Source organism: Pseudomonas sp. RC3H12, assembly GCF_018596375.1.
Lineage (GTDB): Bacteria > Pseudomonadota > Gammaproteobacteria > Pseudomonadales > Pseudomonadaceae > Aquipseudomonas.
Window position 1 is genome coordinate 926,408 of sequence record NZ_CP075595.1, and the last position, 13,748, is coordinate 940,155.

14 protein-coding genes are annotated in these 13,748 nt (G+C 62.3%); 4 read left to right on the top strand and 10 right to left on the bottom strand.

All coding sequences use genetic code 11. The features are described from left to right. Positions 1-221: 221 nt before the first annotated feature. The gene (locus tag KHO27_RS04330) at positions 222-662 is read left to right on the top strand and encodes a GlcG/HbpS family heme-binding protein (RefSeq protein WP_028692837.1); all 441 of its coding nucleotides are present in this window, start codon (positions 222-224) and stop codon (positions 660-662) included. Positions 663-776: 114 nt separating this feature from the next. On the opposite strand, the gene KHO27_RS04335 is transcribed toward KHO27_RS04330, so the two are convergent. Further along, the gene (locus KHO27_RS04335; RefSeq protein WP_102684647.1) at positions 777-1,388 is read right to left on the bottom strand and encodes a TetR/AcrR family transcriptional regulator; all 612 of its coding nucleotides are present in this window, start codon (positions 1,386-1,388) and stop codon (positions 777-779) included. A gap of 132 nt (positions 1,389-1,520) precedes the next feature. Between KHO27_RS04335 and KHO27_RS04340 the strand changes: the two genes are divergently transcribed. Then, on the top strand, positions 1,521-2,435 hold the full coding sequence (locus KHO27_RS04340; RefSeq protein WP_046856492.1) for a DUF808 domain-containing protein: 915 nt from the start codon (positions 1,521-1,523) through the stop codon (positions 2,433-2,435). A gap of 67 nt (positions 2,436-2,502) precedes the next feature. Here KHO27_RS04340 and KHO27_RS04345 read toward each other — a convergent pair whose 3' ends face one another. The 7 genes from KHO27_RS04345 to puuE form a co-directional block, all read right to left on the bottom strand. Beyond that, positions 2,503-3,285, bottom strand: coding sequence for an outer membrane protein OmpK (locus KHO27_RS04345; protein WP_102684649.1), 783 nt, complete (start codon positions 3,283-3,285; stop codon positions 2,503-2,505). Positions 3,286-3,636: 351 nt separating this feature from the next. Next, the gene (locus KHO27_RS04350) at positions 3,637-4,422 is read right to left on the bottom strand and encodes an outer membrane protein OmpK (RefSeq protein WP_110699125.1); all 786 of its coding nucleotides are present in this window, start codon (positions 4,420-4,422) and stop codon (positions 3,637-3,639) included. A gap of 141 nt (positions 4,423-4,563) precedes the next feature. Then, entirely contained in the window at positions 4,564-5,919 is a 1,356-nt protein-coding gene (locus KHO27_RS04355; RefSeq protein WP_046856489.1) for a nucleobase:cation symporter-2 family protein, read from the bottom strand. A gap of 194 nt (positions 5,920-6,113) precedes the next feature. Continuing rightward, positions 6,114-7,430 (bottom strand): urate hydroxylase PuuD, encoded by a 1,317-nt coding sequence (locus KHO27_RS04360; RefSeq protein ID WP_102684673.1) that lies wholly within the window; start codon positions 7,428-7,430, stop codon positions 6,114-6,116. Positions 7,431-7,485: 55 nt separating this feature from the next. After that, a complete protein-coding gene (locus KHO27_RS04365) occupies positions 7,486-7,989 on the bottom strand; it encodes an ureidoglycolate lyase (RefSeq protein WP_023631381.1) in 504 nt (167 codons plus the stop codon). 103 nt (positions 7,990-8,092) lie between these two features. Further along, positions 8,093-8,608, bottom strand: coding sequence for a 2-oxo-4-hydroxy-4-carboxy-5-ureidoimidazoline decarboxylase (gene uraD / locus KHO27_RS04370; protein WP_102684652.1), 516 nt, complete (start codon positions 8,606-8,608; stop codon positions 8,093-8,095). Continuing rightward, the gene (gene puuE, locus KHO27_RS04375; RefSeq protein WP_046856486.1) at positions 8,608-9,534 is read right to left on the bottom strand and encodes an allantoinase PuuE; all 927 of its coding nucleotides are present in this window, start codon (positions 9,532-9,534) and stop codon (positions 8,608-8,610) included. Before puuE ends, uraD begins: the two co-directional genes overlap by 1 nt. 366 nt (positions 9,535-9,900) lie before the next feature. On the opposite strand from puuE, the gene uraH reads away from it, so the two are divergent. Next, complete coding sequence (gene uraH, locus KHO27_RS04380) at positions 9,901-10,254, top strand: hydroxyisourate hydrolase (protein WP_028692847.1); 354 nt, start codon at positions 9,901-9,903, stop codon at positions 10,252-10,254. A gap of 72 nt (positions 10,255-10,326) precedes the next feature. On the opposite strand, the gene KHO27_RS04385 is transcribed toward uraH, so the two are convergent. Together KHO27_RS04385 and KHO27_RS04390 are read right to left on the bottom strand one after the other, a co-directional pair. After that, on the bottom strand, positions 10,327-11,103 hold the full coding sequence (locus tag KHO27_RS04385) for an RHS repeat-associated core domain-containing protein (RefSeq protein WP_214501270.1): 777 nt from the start codon (positions 11,101-11,103) through the stop codon (positions 10,327-10,329). Between the two features lie 177 nt (positions 11,104-11,280). After that, complete coding sequence (locus KHO27_RS04390) at positions 11,281-12,630, bottom strand: NCS2 family permease (protein ID WP_110699119.1); 1,350 nt, start codon at positions 12,628-12,630, stop codon at positions 11,281-11,283. A gap of 355 nt (positions 12,631-12,985) precedes the next feature. Between KHO27_RS04390 and KHO27_RS04395 the strand changes: the two genes are divergently transcribed. After that, positions 12,986-13,741, top strand: coding sequence for a GntR family transcriptional regulator (locus KHO27_RS04395; protein ID WP_038705701.1), 756 nt, complete (start codon positions 12,986-12,988; stop codon positions 13,739-13,741). Positions 13,742-13,748 lie beyond the last annotated feature (7 nt).

Genomic DNA, 13,748 nt, shown 5'->3' on the forward strand with positions numbered 1-13,748 from the left:
TTGCGTTGCGGCAGAGTGTATTCATGGTCGGCGCAAAAGGTCAATCCATTTTCGTCGGCGGGTTTGACTTGCTGGTCATGGCGAAAAAGGGCGGCATTTCGTCGCAGCGAGACACATTGGATCAGAAAATTGTATACAAACAGTGTCTTTGTTGTGTTCTATCGTGTCTATTGGTTTTCAACTGCCCTCAGGGCTTCTCACAACAAGAAGAGGACCTTTTCATGAACGCATTGACCCTCAAAGACGCTGTCGGCGTGGTGAACGCCGCGCTGGCCGCGGGCCGCAAGATCAACGCCGCGCCGCTGACCGTGGCGGTGCTGGATGCCGGCGGGCACTTGCTGGCGCTGCAGCGCGAGGATGGCGCCACCCTGCTGCGTCCGCAGGTGGCCATCGGCAAGGCTTGGGGCGCGGTGGCCCTGGGCAAGGGCTCGCGCCTGCTGGCGCTGGATTCGCAGCAGCGGCCGGCGTTCTATGCCGCGCTGAACGGGCTGGGCGAGCGGCCGGTGGTGCCGGTGCCGGGCGGGGTGCTGATCCGTGATCGGGACGGCAAGGTGCTGGGGGCTGTAGGGATCAGCGGGGATACGTCGGATATCGACGAGCAGTGCGCGATCAGTGCGATCGAAGAGGTGGGGCTGACGGCGGATGCGGGGGTTGCTGCCTGATCAGGGTTTAGAACTATCGCGGGGCAAGCCCGCTCCCACGGTCATCTGGACTTTTCCCTACTGCTTAGGGCGGTTCAGGGCGTGGGAGCGGGCTTGCCCCGCGATTGCGTTGGCTCAGGCCGCCTCGGGCTCGCAGCCCTTCAGTACCAGGCGGATGATGGTCTCGGCCGCCGCGTCATAGTCGCTGTCGGCCAGTTTGGCCTTGCCGGTCACCACGGCGATCTGCCAGTCGAAATCCGCGTAGGTCTGCGTCGCCGCCCAGATACTGAACATCAGGTGGTGCGGATCGACGTGGGCGATCTGGCCGCGCTCGATCCAGCGCTGGATGCACTCGATGTTGTGCCGGGCCTGCTCGTTGAGCTGCTCCACCTGGCGCGGCGACAGGTGCGGCGCGCCATGCATGATCTCGCTGGCGAACACCTTGGAGGCGTGGGGCAGGTCGCGGGAGATGCGGATCTTCGAGCGGATGTACGAACTGAGCACCTCTTTCGGATCACCGTCGGCGTTGAACGGCGTCGAGGCCTGCATGATCGGCGCGATGATGCTCTCGAGCACCTCGCGGTAGAGGTTTTCCTTCGACTTGAAGTAGTAGTACACGTTCGGCTTGGGCAGCCCGGCCTTGGCCGCGATATCGCTGGTCTTGGTGGCGGCGAAGCCCTTGTCGGCGAATTCTTCACTGGCTGCGCGCAGGATCAGTTCCTTGTTGCGCTCGCGAATGGTGCTCATTGTCGGGAATCTTCCTCGGGTCTGGCCCCTCCAAGAGGGGTCCGGCATGGTAGCACCCGCTCGGACGGGCGCTCAAGGCAGCGTCTTTGGGCTAGAATCCCGGCCATTCGAACCTACTGGAAACATTTTGACATGGCAGGAAGCAGCTTACTGGTATTGATCGACGATATCGCCACGGTCCTCGACGACGTCTCGTTGATGACCAAGGTCGCGGCGAAGAAGACCGCCGGGGTACTGGGCGACGACCTGGCGCTCAACGCCCAGCAGGTCACCGGCGTGCGCGCCGAACGCGAGATCCCGGTGGTGTGGGCGGTGGCCAAGGGCTCGCTGGTGAACAAGGCGATCCTGGTGCCGGCAGCGTTGCTGATCAGCGCGTTCATTCCCTGGGCGGTGATTCCGTTGCTGATGGTTGGTGGCGCCTACCTGTGCTTCGAGGGCTTCGAGAAGCTGGCGCACAAGTTCCTGCACAGCAAGGCCGAGGACGACGCGCAGCACGAGGCACGCAAGGCGGCCGTGGCGGATGAGCAGGTTGACCTGGTGGCTTTTGAGAAGAGCAAGATCAAGGGCGCGGTGCGCACCGATTTCATCCTTTCCGCCGAGATCATCGCCATCACCCTGGGCACCGTGGCCGATGCGCCGCTGAGCCAGCAGATCATCGTGCTGTCGGGGATCGCCATCGTCATGACCCTGGGGGTGTATGGCCTGGTGGCAGGCATCGTCAAACTCGATGACCTGGGGCTGTGGATGACCAAGAAAGCCTCGGCGCTGAGCCAGGCGGTGGGCAACGGTATCCTGCGCGCAGCGCCGTACATGATGAAAAGCCTGTCGGTGATCGGCACCGCGGCGATGTTCCTGGTCGGTGGCGGGATCCTGGTACATGGCATCGCGCCGCTGCATCACGCTATCGAGGCGTTCAGCGAAGGACGGGGCGGGGCGTTGACCGGGGCACTGCTCAATGGTGTGGCGGGGGTGATTGCGGGGGCTGTGGTGCTGGCGGTGGTGAGCGTCGTCGGCAAGCTGTGGCAGGCGCTGCGCCCTGCTCACTGAGTAGCGCAGGGACGTGGGGGCGGGGCAAGCCCGCTCCCACGTCAGACAGAGCCTGAGCGCTGTGTGATCAGAAGTGCACTTTCACCAGGAAACTCATGGTGTTCTGATCGGTAGTGAAGGCATCGCTGTCCTTGATGCCGTACTTGTTCTTCCAGTAGTCGTACTCGATACCCACGTACAGCTGCTTCTCGCCCAGGTGCAGCGCTTTGCCCAGGTCGTACTTGACCTGCGGGTTGAAGTGCAGGTTCGCCTGGTAGGTGCCGCGACGGTTCTCGTCGTTGTCCACCACCCAGTCCATGAAGCCGTCGATGAGAATGTCGGACGAACCCACAGGGATGGTGTAGGACCACACCGGGGTGATCTGCCAGACGTTGTCGCCCGGACGGCTGCCGTCGGTGGTGCGCTGGTAGAAGTTCAGCTGGAAGTAGTCGAAGCCTGGGATCGCCAGGTCGAAGCCGGGGCCGATCAGGTAGGACTCGGTGTCACCCTCGCCGAACTCGTAGGTCATGGCCAGCAGCACGTCCTTGACCGGGCCGAACTCGAGCTTCTGGTCGAAGATCTTGCCGAACGACAGGCGTGGGCTGAATTCGCCGTAGTAGGTGTTCGGGCCGTTACTGGCGTCCTTCTTGCCCTGGTAGAAGATCTTGTCGAAGAAGAAGAAGTTGTCGCCGTACTTCCACGCATCGGCGTGCTCGAAGGTGACCGTCTGCTGGGTCTCGGGGTTGACCTTGAAGTTCTTGCCCCACAGGTAGGTCAGGCTGTTGTTCTGCCATTGCAGCAGGTCACCGGCTTGGCTGGCGCCGCAGGCCAGCAGGCCGCCGGCGAGGATCAGGCTATTGATGGTACGCATTGCGTGTGTCGCTCCCTTGAGTTGGATCTGTTGTCAGCGCTCGGGCGCTGTTCTTGTCTTTTGGGTCAGCTTTTTTCAATTGGCCACAGCTGTTTGGCAAGAGCTGCGCCAACTTTTCCACGTTGGGCACAACCATCCTGCTCGACGTCTTTCTGAACGGATGAAATAGGTATTTCACGCTGGCAACACGTTGGCAAACCGCCCGGAAACATTGACTGGGCGGTCAGCAAACGCGGGCGGGATCCTTCCCGCCCCGATCGAGGGGGCGCGCAGATTACTCACTTGCGCGCCGGGCCTCAAGTGCTCCGTCCTGGAGCACGGTGTCACATCATCGGGCATGCGCCCGTTCGGTCAGAAATGCACCTTCACCAGGGCGCTGGCGACGCTCTGGTTGCTGTCCACGTTGCCGCGGCTGTCAATGCCGTACTTGTCCTTCCAGTAGCTGTATTCGAAGCCGACGTAGAGCTGCTTGGCGCCTAGGTTAAGGGCCTTGCCCAGGTCGTATTTGACCTGTGGGTTGAACTGCAGGTTGGCGTGGTAGGTGCCACGGCGGGTCTGGTCGTTGTCGACCACCCAGTCGATGTAGCCGTCGATCAGGATGTCGGACTTGCCCACCGGGATGGTGTAGGACCAGGCCGGGGTGATCTGCCAGACGTTGTCACCGGGGCGGCTGCCTTCGGTGTTGCGCAGGTAGAAGTTCAGGGTGAAATAGTTGAAGCCGGGCACGTTCAGGTCGAAGCCGGGGCCGATCAGGTAGGCCTCGTTGTCGCCCTCGCCACGCTCGTAGGTCATGGCCAGCAGCACGTCCTTGACCGGGCCGAAGGCCAGGTTGCGCTCGAAGATCTTGCCGAACGACAGGCGCGGGCTGAACTCACCGTAGTAGGTGGTCACGCCTTTGCCGGGGTCGGCCTTGCCGTTGTAGAAGATCTTGTCGACGAACAGGAAGGTGTCGCCGTACTTCCACTTGTTGGCGTGTTCGAAGGTGATGGTCTGCTGGATGTCGGGGTTGACCTTGAAGTCCTTGCCGTAGAGGTAGGACAGGCTTTCGCCGTGCCACTGCAGCCATTCGCCGGCATGGACGGGGAGGGTGGCCAGCAGGCTGCTGCCCAGCAGGACGGAGGTGGTGATGCGCTTCATGTTGTGATTCCCGGACTTATTGTTTTTGTAAGGGCTTTTTCGGCGCGCAGGCGCCCCGGACGGCCCATTCCGGCGGGCCGACGGTACTGCGTTACCACAGGGTTGAAGCGGGGCGGCCAGGACGGCGCCGCCCCTGGTCACTCAATGCTGGTGACAGGCATCGTTGTGCGCGGCGCGGTCGGCGCCGCCGAGGATGTTGAACAGCAGGTTCAGCACCAGGGCGCTGAGGGTGGCCATGGCGATGCCACTGTGGGTGATCGGTTCCATCCACTGCGGCATCTGCGCGAAGAACTCCGGGCGCACCACCGGGATCAGGCCAAAGCCGACGCTGACGGCGACCAGCAGCTGGTTGCGTCGGTCGGAGATGTCCGCTTCCTGGAGGATCTTGATCCCGGTGGCGGTGACCATGCCGAACATGGCGATGGACGCGCCGCCCAGTACCGCGGGCGGGATCGAGGCGATCAGGAAGGCCGCCTTGGGCAGCAGGCTGAGCAGGATCAGCAGCGCGCCGGCCATCACCGTGACGTAGCGGCAGCGCACCCCGGTCATCTGCACCAGGCCGATGTTCTGGGCGAACGAGGAGTGGGTGAAGGTGTTGAAGAAGCCGGCGATGAACGACGCGCCGGCATCGCACAGCAGGCCGCGCCGTAGCATGCCTGGCGTTACTTCACGGTCGGTCACCTTGCCCAGGGCAAGGAACATGCCTGTCGACTCGACGAAGATGATCACCACCACCAGGCACATCGACAGGATCGGCGCCAGGCTGAAGGTCGGCATGCCGAAGTGCAGCGGCGTCACCACCTGCAGCCACGGTGCCTCGCTCAGGCCCGACAGGTCGACCATGCCGATGGAACCGGCGAGCACGTAACCCAGGCCCATGCCCACCAGTACCGACACGTTGACCCAGAAGCCGCGCATGAAGCGGTTGATCAGCAGGATCACCGCCAGCACCAGGCCGGCGACCATCAGGTAGATCGGCGCGCCGAAGGCTTCGGCGTCATGGCCGCCACCGGCCCAGTTGACCGCTACCGGGAACAGCGACAAGCCGATGGAGGTGATGACCGTGCCGGTCACCAGCGGCGGGAAGAAGCGCACGACCTTGGACATGAACGGCGCGATCAGCATGCCGAAGAACCCGGCGGCGATGGTCGCGCCGAAGATCCCCTGCAGGCCGACGCCCGGCATGCCGGCCATGGCCACCATGCTGCCGACGGCGGCGAAGCTGGCGCCCATCATGACCGGCATGCGAATGCCGACCGGACCGATACCGAAGGATTGGATGATGGTGGCAACGCCGGCGACCAGCAGGTCGGCGTTGATCAGGAAGGCGACTTCTTCGCGGGACAGGCCCGCCGCCTGGCCAATGATCAGCGGCACCGCGATGGCGCCGCCGTACATCAGCAGAACGTGTTGCAGACCCACCAGGATCAGCTGGAACAAAGGCAGGGGCTGTCGTGGCGGCGCAACAGGGATGTACGCCTTGGGTGACTCGGACATGCAGCACCTCGAGTTTTGTTTTTATTCTCGGATCCAAGCGGGCGGCTTCACGTGGCAGGCTCCGGTAAAGGAGGCCGGGGTTCCCGCGTGAAGCCGAACGCTCGATGCTTGCTTGTTACGTAGAGCTTGTAGCGAGGCCGGGAGTACCGGCCTCATCGCGGGGCAAGCCCGCTCCCACGCAGTCGTGGGTTGTCTCAGTTGACCTGCGCGCCTTTGGCGATCCAGTCGCCGACCAGCTTGCGTTCCTCGACAGTCATCTGGGTGATGTTGCCCAGCGGCATGATCTGGCTGGCGACGGCCTGCGCCTGGATGCGCGCGGCCTGGGCCTGGATCTGCTGCGGGGTGTCGAACATCACGCCGGCTGGGGCTGCGCTGAACAGCGGGCTGGTCGGCTTGGCCGAGTGGCACACGGTGCAGCGTTCCTGGATGACGGTGTGGATCTTGTCGAAGGTTTCACCGCCAGCCTGGGCTGTGGCTTGGGCCGGAGCCTCGGCGGGTGCCGCAGGTTTGGCGGCTTCCTCGGCGCGCAGCTCGGCGGCGGTCTTGCCACCTACGGCAGTGGCCGGCAGCGGCTGGTACTCGACCTTGGCAGCGGCTTGCTCAGGGGCGGTCGGCAGTGGTTTGGGGCCGGTCACGTAGGCCAGGCAGATCATCGCCAGGGCACCGACTGGCAGGGTCCAGGCGTACTTGTTGCTGTCGTGGCGGGTGTTGAAATAGTGACGGATCAATACCGCGGCCACCGCGATCCCGGCCAGGATCAGCCAGTTGTACTGGCTGCCGTAGGTGCTCGGGAAGTGGTTGCTGATCATGATGAACAGCACCGGCAGGGTGAAGTAGTTGTTGTGGCGCGAGCGCAGCAGGCCCTTGGCCGGCAGCACCGGGTCGGGGGTCTGGTTGTTCTCGATGGCCGCCACCAGCTGGCGCTGCGCCGGCATGATGATGCGGAACACGTTACCGACCATGATGGTGCCGATGATCGCACCGGTGTGCAGGTACGCGCCGCGGCCGCTGAACACCAGGCTGAAGCCCCAGCAGGCGGCGATGATCAGCACGAACAGCACGGCGCCGAGCAGGGCCGGCTTCTTGCCCAGGGGCGAGTCGCAGAGGAAATCGTAGATGAACCAGCCGGCGATCAGCGAGCCGATACCGATGGCCACGCCTTCGGCACCGCTGAGGGTGCTGCCGGGTGCCAGCAGGTACAGGGTCGGGTTCCAGTAGAACACCACGCACAGCAGGGCGATCCCGGACATCCAGGTGAAGTAGGCTTCCCATTTGAACCAGTGCAGGTTCTCGGGCATCTTCGGCGGGGCCAGCTTGTATTTTTCCAGGTGGTAGATACCACCACCGTGGATGGCCCAGAGGTCACCCGACAACCCATCGCGCGGGTTGCTTCGGTTCAGGTGGTTCTCCAGCCAGACAAAGTAGAACGATGCACCGATCCAGGCCACGCCGGTGATCATGTGAACCCAGCGAATGCTCAGGTTCAGCCATTCGTGAAGGTGTGCTTCCACAGTATGTACCTCTCGCCGGTCACGGTTCAGGCGGACCTGGGTGACCGACCTTTTCTTATTGGTGGGGATTGAGGATCAACATCTGTTCCTCGGGGAAGTAATGCTCATCGCAGTTGTTGCCGGAACCACTGCGATCAACCACCAGGAAGTCATCCCGCTTTTCGATCGTCAGCACCGGGTGGTGCCAGACGCCGCGATGGTAATTGATGCCCTGCCTGCCATTACTGCGGAAGGCGCGGACCAAGCCTGATACAGGTGCATCGCCAAGTGGCGCGACCACGATCAGAAAGGGGTTGCCGAGCAGCGGGATGAAAGCCTGGCTGCCCAGCGGATGGCGTTCCAGCATGCGCACGGTCAGCGGCATCTCCAGCGCGTCGGCGCGGAAGATGCTGATGATCGCCTTGTCTTCCGGCTCGGCGGTCTCGACCGTGGCGAGCTTGTGGAAGCGCATGGTCGAGCCGTTGTTGATCATGAAGTGGTCGCTGCCGTCGGTTTCGATCACGTCACCGAAGGGGGCGAAGGCTTCTTTGGTCAGGGGCTCGATCATCAGGGTGCGCATGCGGTTATCTCTTCTATTCGTTGTTCTGGATTTTGGTGGCCTGGCGGGCCGGGGCCCTGGGTGCGGACGCGTCACGCACTCGGGCCAGGGCGCTGCCAGTGCCTTACAGCTGCAGCAGGCGGAACAGGGCGATCAGGTTGATCTGCGCCAAAGCTTCCTTGAACTCGGCATCGGTGTCGTTGTGGATGCGTTTTTCGAAGGAGGCGAGGATCTGGTGCCGGTTGCTGCCCTTGACCGCCATGATGAACGGGAACTGGAACTTGGCCTTGTAGGCGTCGTTGAGTTCGGTGAAGCGGGCGAACTCTTCAGCGGTGCACTGGTGAATACCGGCGCCGGCCTGCTCGTTGGTGCTCGATTCGGTCAGCTCGCCCTGGATGGCGGCCTTGCCGGCCAGGTCCGGGTGAGCGTTGATCAGTGCCAGCTGGTCGGCGTGGTTGGCGCTGAGCAGGATGTCGCTCATGCGCTGATGCAGCGCCTCGATCTCGTCCAGCTCGGCCAGTTGCCCCAGGTCGTAGGCTTTTTCGGCGACCCACGGCGAGTGCTCGTAGATGTCGGCGAAGGCCGCGACGAAGGCGGCGCGGTCCAGGGTGGAGGGCTTGAGGGTCTTGAAGGCGGTCATCAGGCGTTCTCTTTCTTGTACGGGTGGGTGGCGTGCCAGTGGCGGGCGATGTCCACGCGACGGGCGAACCAGACCTGCTCGTGGCTCTTGGCGTAGTCGACGAAGCGCTTGAGCGCGGCCAGGCGCGCCGGGCGGCCGACCAGGCGGCAGTGCAGGCCGATGGAGAGCATCTTCGGCGCCTCGGCGCCTTCCTCGTAGAGCACGTCGAAAGCGTCCTTGAGGTACTGGAAGAACTGCTCGCCGCAGTTGAAGCCCTGTACCTGGGTGAAGCGCATGTCGTTGGTGTCGAGGGTGTAGGGGATCACCAGGTGCGGCTTGCCGGTCGGATTGTTCGGCTCCCAGTAGGGCAGGTCGTCGTCGTAGGTGTCGCTGTCGTAGAGGAAGCCGCCTTCCTCCATCACCAGGCGCCGGGTGTTCGGACCGGTGCGGCCGGTGTACCAGCCTTGCGGGCGTTCGCCGGTAAGCTCGGTGAGGATGCGGATGGCTTCGAGCATGTGCTCGCGCTCTTGCGCTTCATCCATGTACTGGTAGTCGATCCAGCGGTAGCCGTGGCTGCAGATCTCGTGGCCGGCCTCGACCATGGCGCGGATCACGTCGGGGTGGCGCTGGGCGGCCATGGCCACGGCGAAGATGGTCAGCGGCACGCCGCTGTCCTTGAACAGCTTGAGCAGGCGCCATACGCCCGCGCGGCTGCCGTATTCGTAGAGCGACTCCATGCTCATGTTGCGCGCGCCTTGCAGCGGCTGGGCGGCGACCATTTCGGAGAGGAACGCTTCGGACTCTTTGTCGCCATGCAGGATGTTGCGCTCGCCACCTTCTTCGTAGTTGAGCACGAAGGACAGTGCAATGCGGGCATTGCCCGGCCATTGCGGATGAGGTGGGTTGTTGCCGTAACCGATCAGGTCGCGAGGGTAGTCAGCGCTCACTGCAGTCTTCCTTCTTGTACGTATGTGCGAGTGGTGGGCGGGCCGCGTCGGGATGTCGCACCACCGGATGGGCTGATTGTATACAACTTCTTAAATACTTTGTAAGCCTGTTTTTCCGCATTTCTTCCCATTTGTCGCCTGAGAATGGCTTGCAAGAAACCTGCCTGATTGGTCAGCTAATGCCGTGAGGGTCGGCATCGGGCGTGTCTTTGCGACTGATGGAGTGTTCGAGGAGTCTTGACCTGGGATGCAGAAAAAATTGTGTACAATCTATCGCTAAACTGTCTTAATGGCTGCATTCCCGCACGGTGCGAGCCTGTTGCCGTGTATTTTTTGCCCACGTAGACGACAAGAGGCGACAAGCAAATGGGACGTTTGACCACACACGTACTGGACGCCGCGCATGGCTGCCCGGGCAGCTCGATCAAGGTCGAGCTGTACCGCGTTGAAGGCCAGCAACTGGAACTGGTGAACACCGCCCTGACCAACAGCGATGGCCGCGTTGACGCGCCGCTGCTGCAGGGTGACGACTACCGCACCGGCGTCTATCAATTGCAGTTCAGCGCCGGTGACTACTACCGCGCCAAGGGTGTGAAGCTGCCGGACACCGCGTTCCTCGACGTGGTCGTGCTGCGCTTCGGCATCGACGAGCAGCAGGAGCACTACCACGTGCCGCTGCTGATCTCGCCGTACAGCTATTCGACCTATCGTGGAAGCTAGTTGGTCGCTAGAAGAATCTTCGTAGGTCCTTGGCCCGCTCTCACACTGGCGGGCTTTTTTTCGTTCGTAGTCCTACTCCCTGACTCTCTCTGCGGTGCTGTAGAGATTCAATGCTCTTCCGGTTTTCAATGCAGCTATGTCCGCGCCTCCAGCCGTCGCTGCGCCGAGCAGGTGGCCGACTACAGCGGTTGCTATGGTTCCGGGTGTGATTTTTGCTGCAACCGCTTCGGGAGCACCGTTGAATTCCAGCCAGGTGGATGCCATCTCGAGATGGGCGACGACAGAGGGCGTTTCACCCCTATTCGCCCGTTGCACGGTTTCTGCGTAACGAGTCTGGAGATACTGGGGCAGGGGCGGAGCCCCATTACTGTCTTTTGCAATGTAGGCGCCAGCGACGCGCTCTCCAAAAAACGATTTGTTTGGGGCATTGACGATCTGCTGGGCTTCCGGCGTGGCCAAGACGCGTCCCGGTATGGCATCGGGCACGGTATTGCGTAAAAACGAAGTCGTGAACTGTTGATGCATCTCTTTGATGAAAGCAATGATGCCGCCAGTGGGATCATGCCTGTTGATGGGGTCGCCAGCGCAATAGGTATAACTATTACTGCCACCTTCATCGAAAGGGCTTAGCGAATCTGGGCTACTGAAACGCATAAGTTGGGTGTTGAACAAGCGATGGCCGTTGCCCAGATAATAATGGCCGGTGAGGGGCTCTGGGATTTGTCCGTTGAAGCCAGTCCTTGGTCCCCCTCTGCATGCCTTGCTTCCGTATGGGGTATACGCGTTTGTGATGGACTGGGCATGTATGACCGAACTGGCTCTGTCTACTGACAAAACATAAGTAAGCATGGCGTTGATACTCTGTTTGTCGGATCGCAATGGCCGCTCATGGCGAGTTTTTTCTGCGCTAGTAATAGCGTGCGCGCACTGGATTTACACCTATCAGAAATATCAGAAGGGTGCGCAGGTAAACTTGGTACCTCGGGCCGCTGCCCCTGCCCGAGGTAGTGGAATGAGTCCCGCTGATCAGAGGAACACAAACTTGGCAATGAAGATCGCGCACAGCACCCATAGGCTGGCCGAGATCTCCTTGAATTTACCGGTACCGGCCTTCAGCGCCACATAGCTGATGAAGCCCAGGGCAATGCCGTCTGCCACCGAGAAGGTCAGCGGCATCATGATCACGGTGACGATCGCCGGAATGCTGTCGGTGGCTTCATCCCACTCGATATGCGCCATGCTGCCCATCATCAGCATCGCCACGTAGATCAGCGCGCCAGCGGTGGCATAGGCCGGGATCATCCCCGCCAATGGGGCGAAGAACATCGCCGCGATGAACAGGATCCCAACCACTACGGCGGTCAAGCCGGTGCGCCCGCCTGCCGCCACGCCCGCAGCACTTTCCACGTAGCTGGTCACCGGCGGCACGCCGACCACCGCGCCGAACACGCTGGAGGTGCTGTCGGCCTTCAGCGCCCGCGACAGGTTCTCGATACGCCCGTCCGGTGCCACCAGGTTGGCCCGCTGGGCCACGCCCATCAGCGTGCCAGCGGTGTCGAACATGTGCACGAACAGGAACGCCAGCACCACGCTGATCATGCTGACGTTGAACACGCCGACCACGTCCATGGCCATCCAGGTCGGTGCCAGGCTCGGCGGCATCGACACCACCCCGCCGAACTTGACCAGGCCCAGGCCCCAGCCGGCCAAAGTGACGCCGATGATGCTGATCAGGATCGCGCCGAACACCCGCTTGTAGCTGAGGATCGCGATCAGCAGGAAGCACACGGCCGCCAGCAGCGGGCCGGGCTCATGCAGCGAGCCCAGCTTGACCAGGGTTGCCGGGCTGTCGACGATGATGCCGGCGGTTTTCAGGCCGATCAGCCCGAGGAACAAGCCGACGCCGGCCCCCATGGCATGGCGCAGGCTCACCGGGATGCTGTTGAGCAGCCACTCACGCACGCGCGAAACGGTCAGGAACATGAACAGCACACCCGAGACGAACACCGCCCCCAGCGCCGTTTCCCAGTTGTAGCCCATGGTGCCGACCACGGTGTAGGTAAAGAAGGCATTGAGCCCCATGCCCGGCGCCAGGCCGACCGGCCAGTTGGCGTACAGGCCCATCAGCAGGCAGCCGAGGGCAGCGGCGATGCAGGTGGCGACGAACGCCGCGCCGTGGTCGATGCCGGCGTCGGCCATGATGTTGGGGTTGACGAAGATGATGTAGGCCATGGTGATGAAGGTGGTCACCCCGGCGATCAGCTCGGTGCGGACGGTGCTGCCATGCTGCTTGAGTTTGAAAATCCGCTCCAGCCAGCCCGTTTCGAGCGGTGGGGCGAGATCCAGCGTAGGTGCTTCGGATTTGCGGCTTTCCACAGCGAGTACTCCTCAAGTCTTTCTTGTTGTTCGAAGCCTGGTCCTGAGCCATGCACTGGGGGGCTTCGCGAGGGGGTGTGGCAGACGTCCGACCTGTTTGTTGACTTTTGGGTCAGGAAGTTGCTCGCAGGATTATGCTTTTGTGTACAAAGAATGCAAATAATGTTTTATCTTTTGTGCGTACAAACGGTCGTACAACGGCTATATAGGTAAAAGGCCACCTGCAGAAACGGGTCAGCCTGTGTACAATGGCGCCATACCTTGGCCCCTTTTCTTCTTCCAGGACTTGCCATCCCCCCGCTGACCGGTATTACAGTCACGGTCCGACTGGCAGATCCTTTGTGCTCGAGAGCCCATGAACGAACAGCTGCAACCTCTGAAAAAACCTGTGCGCACTGGCAAGGCCGGCCGCAGCGGTACCCAGGACGACATCGTCTACGCGCATATCTTCGAGGCGATCCTCGAGCAGCGTCTGGCACCGGGCACCAAGTTGAGCGAGGAAGCACTGGGCGAGATCTTCGGCGTCAGCCGCACCATCATCCGCCGCGCCCTGTCGCGCCTGGCCCATGAAAGCGTGGTGCTGTTGCGGCCCAACCGTGGTGCGGTGGTGGCCAGCCCCACGGTCGAGGAGGCGCGGCAGGTGTTCTTCTCGCGGCGCATGGTCGAGCGCGCGATCACCGAGCTGGCCGTGCAGCACGCCACCCTCGAACAGCTCAACGAACTGCGCCAGATGGTCCGCGAGGAGCGTGACAGCTTCTCCCGTGGTGACCGTGGCGCCGGTATCCGCCTGTCCGGCGAGTTCCACCTCAAGCTGGCCGAGGCCGCGGGCAATGCGCCACTGGTGAGCTTCCAGCGCAGCCTGGTGTCGCAGACTTCGCTGATCATCGCCCAGTACGAAAGCGGTAACCGCTCGCACTGCTCGTACGATGAGCACATGCAGCTGATCGATGCGATCGAGGCCCGTGATGCCGAGCAGGCGGTAAGCCTGATGATGCATCACATGGACCATATCGACAGCAAGCTCAACCTCGACGAGGAGAGCGCCTCGGACGATCTGCACGCGGTGTTCTCCCACCTGCTGAAAAAGCCCAAGGCCACTGCCAAGGGTTGATCGTTTG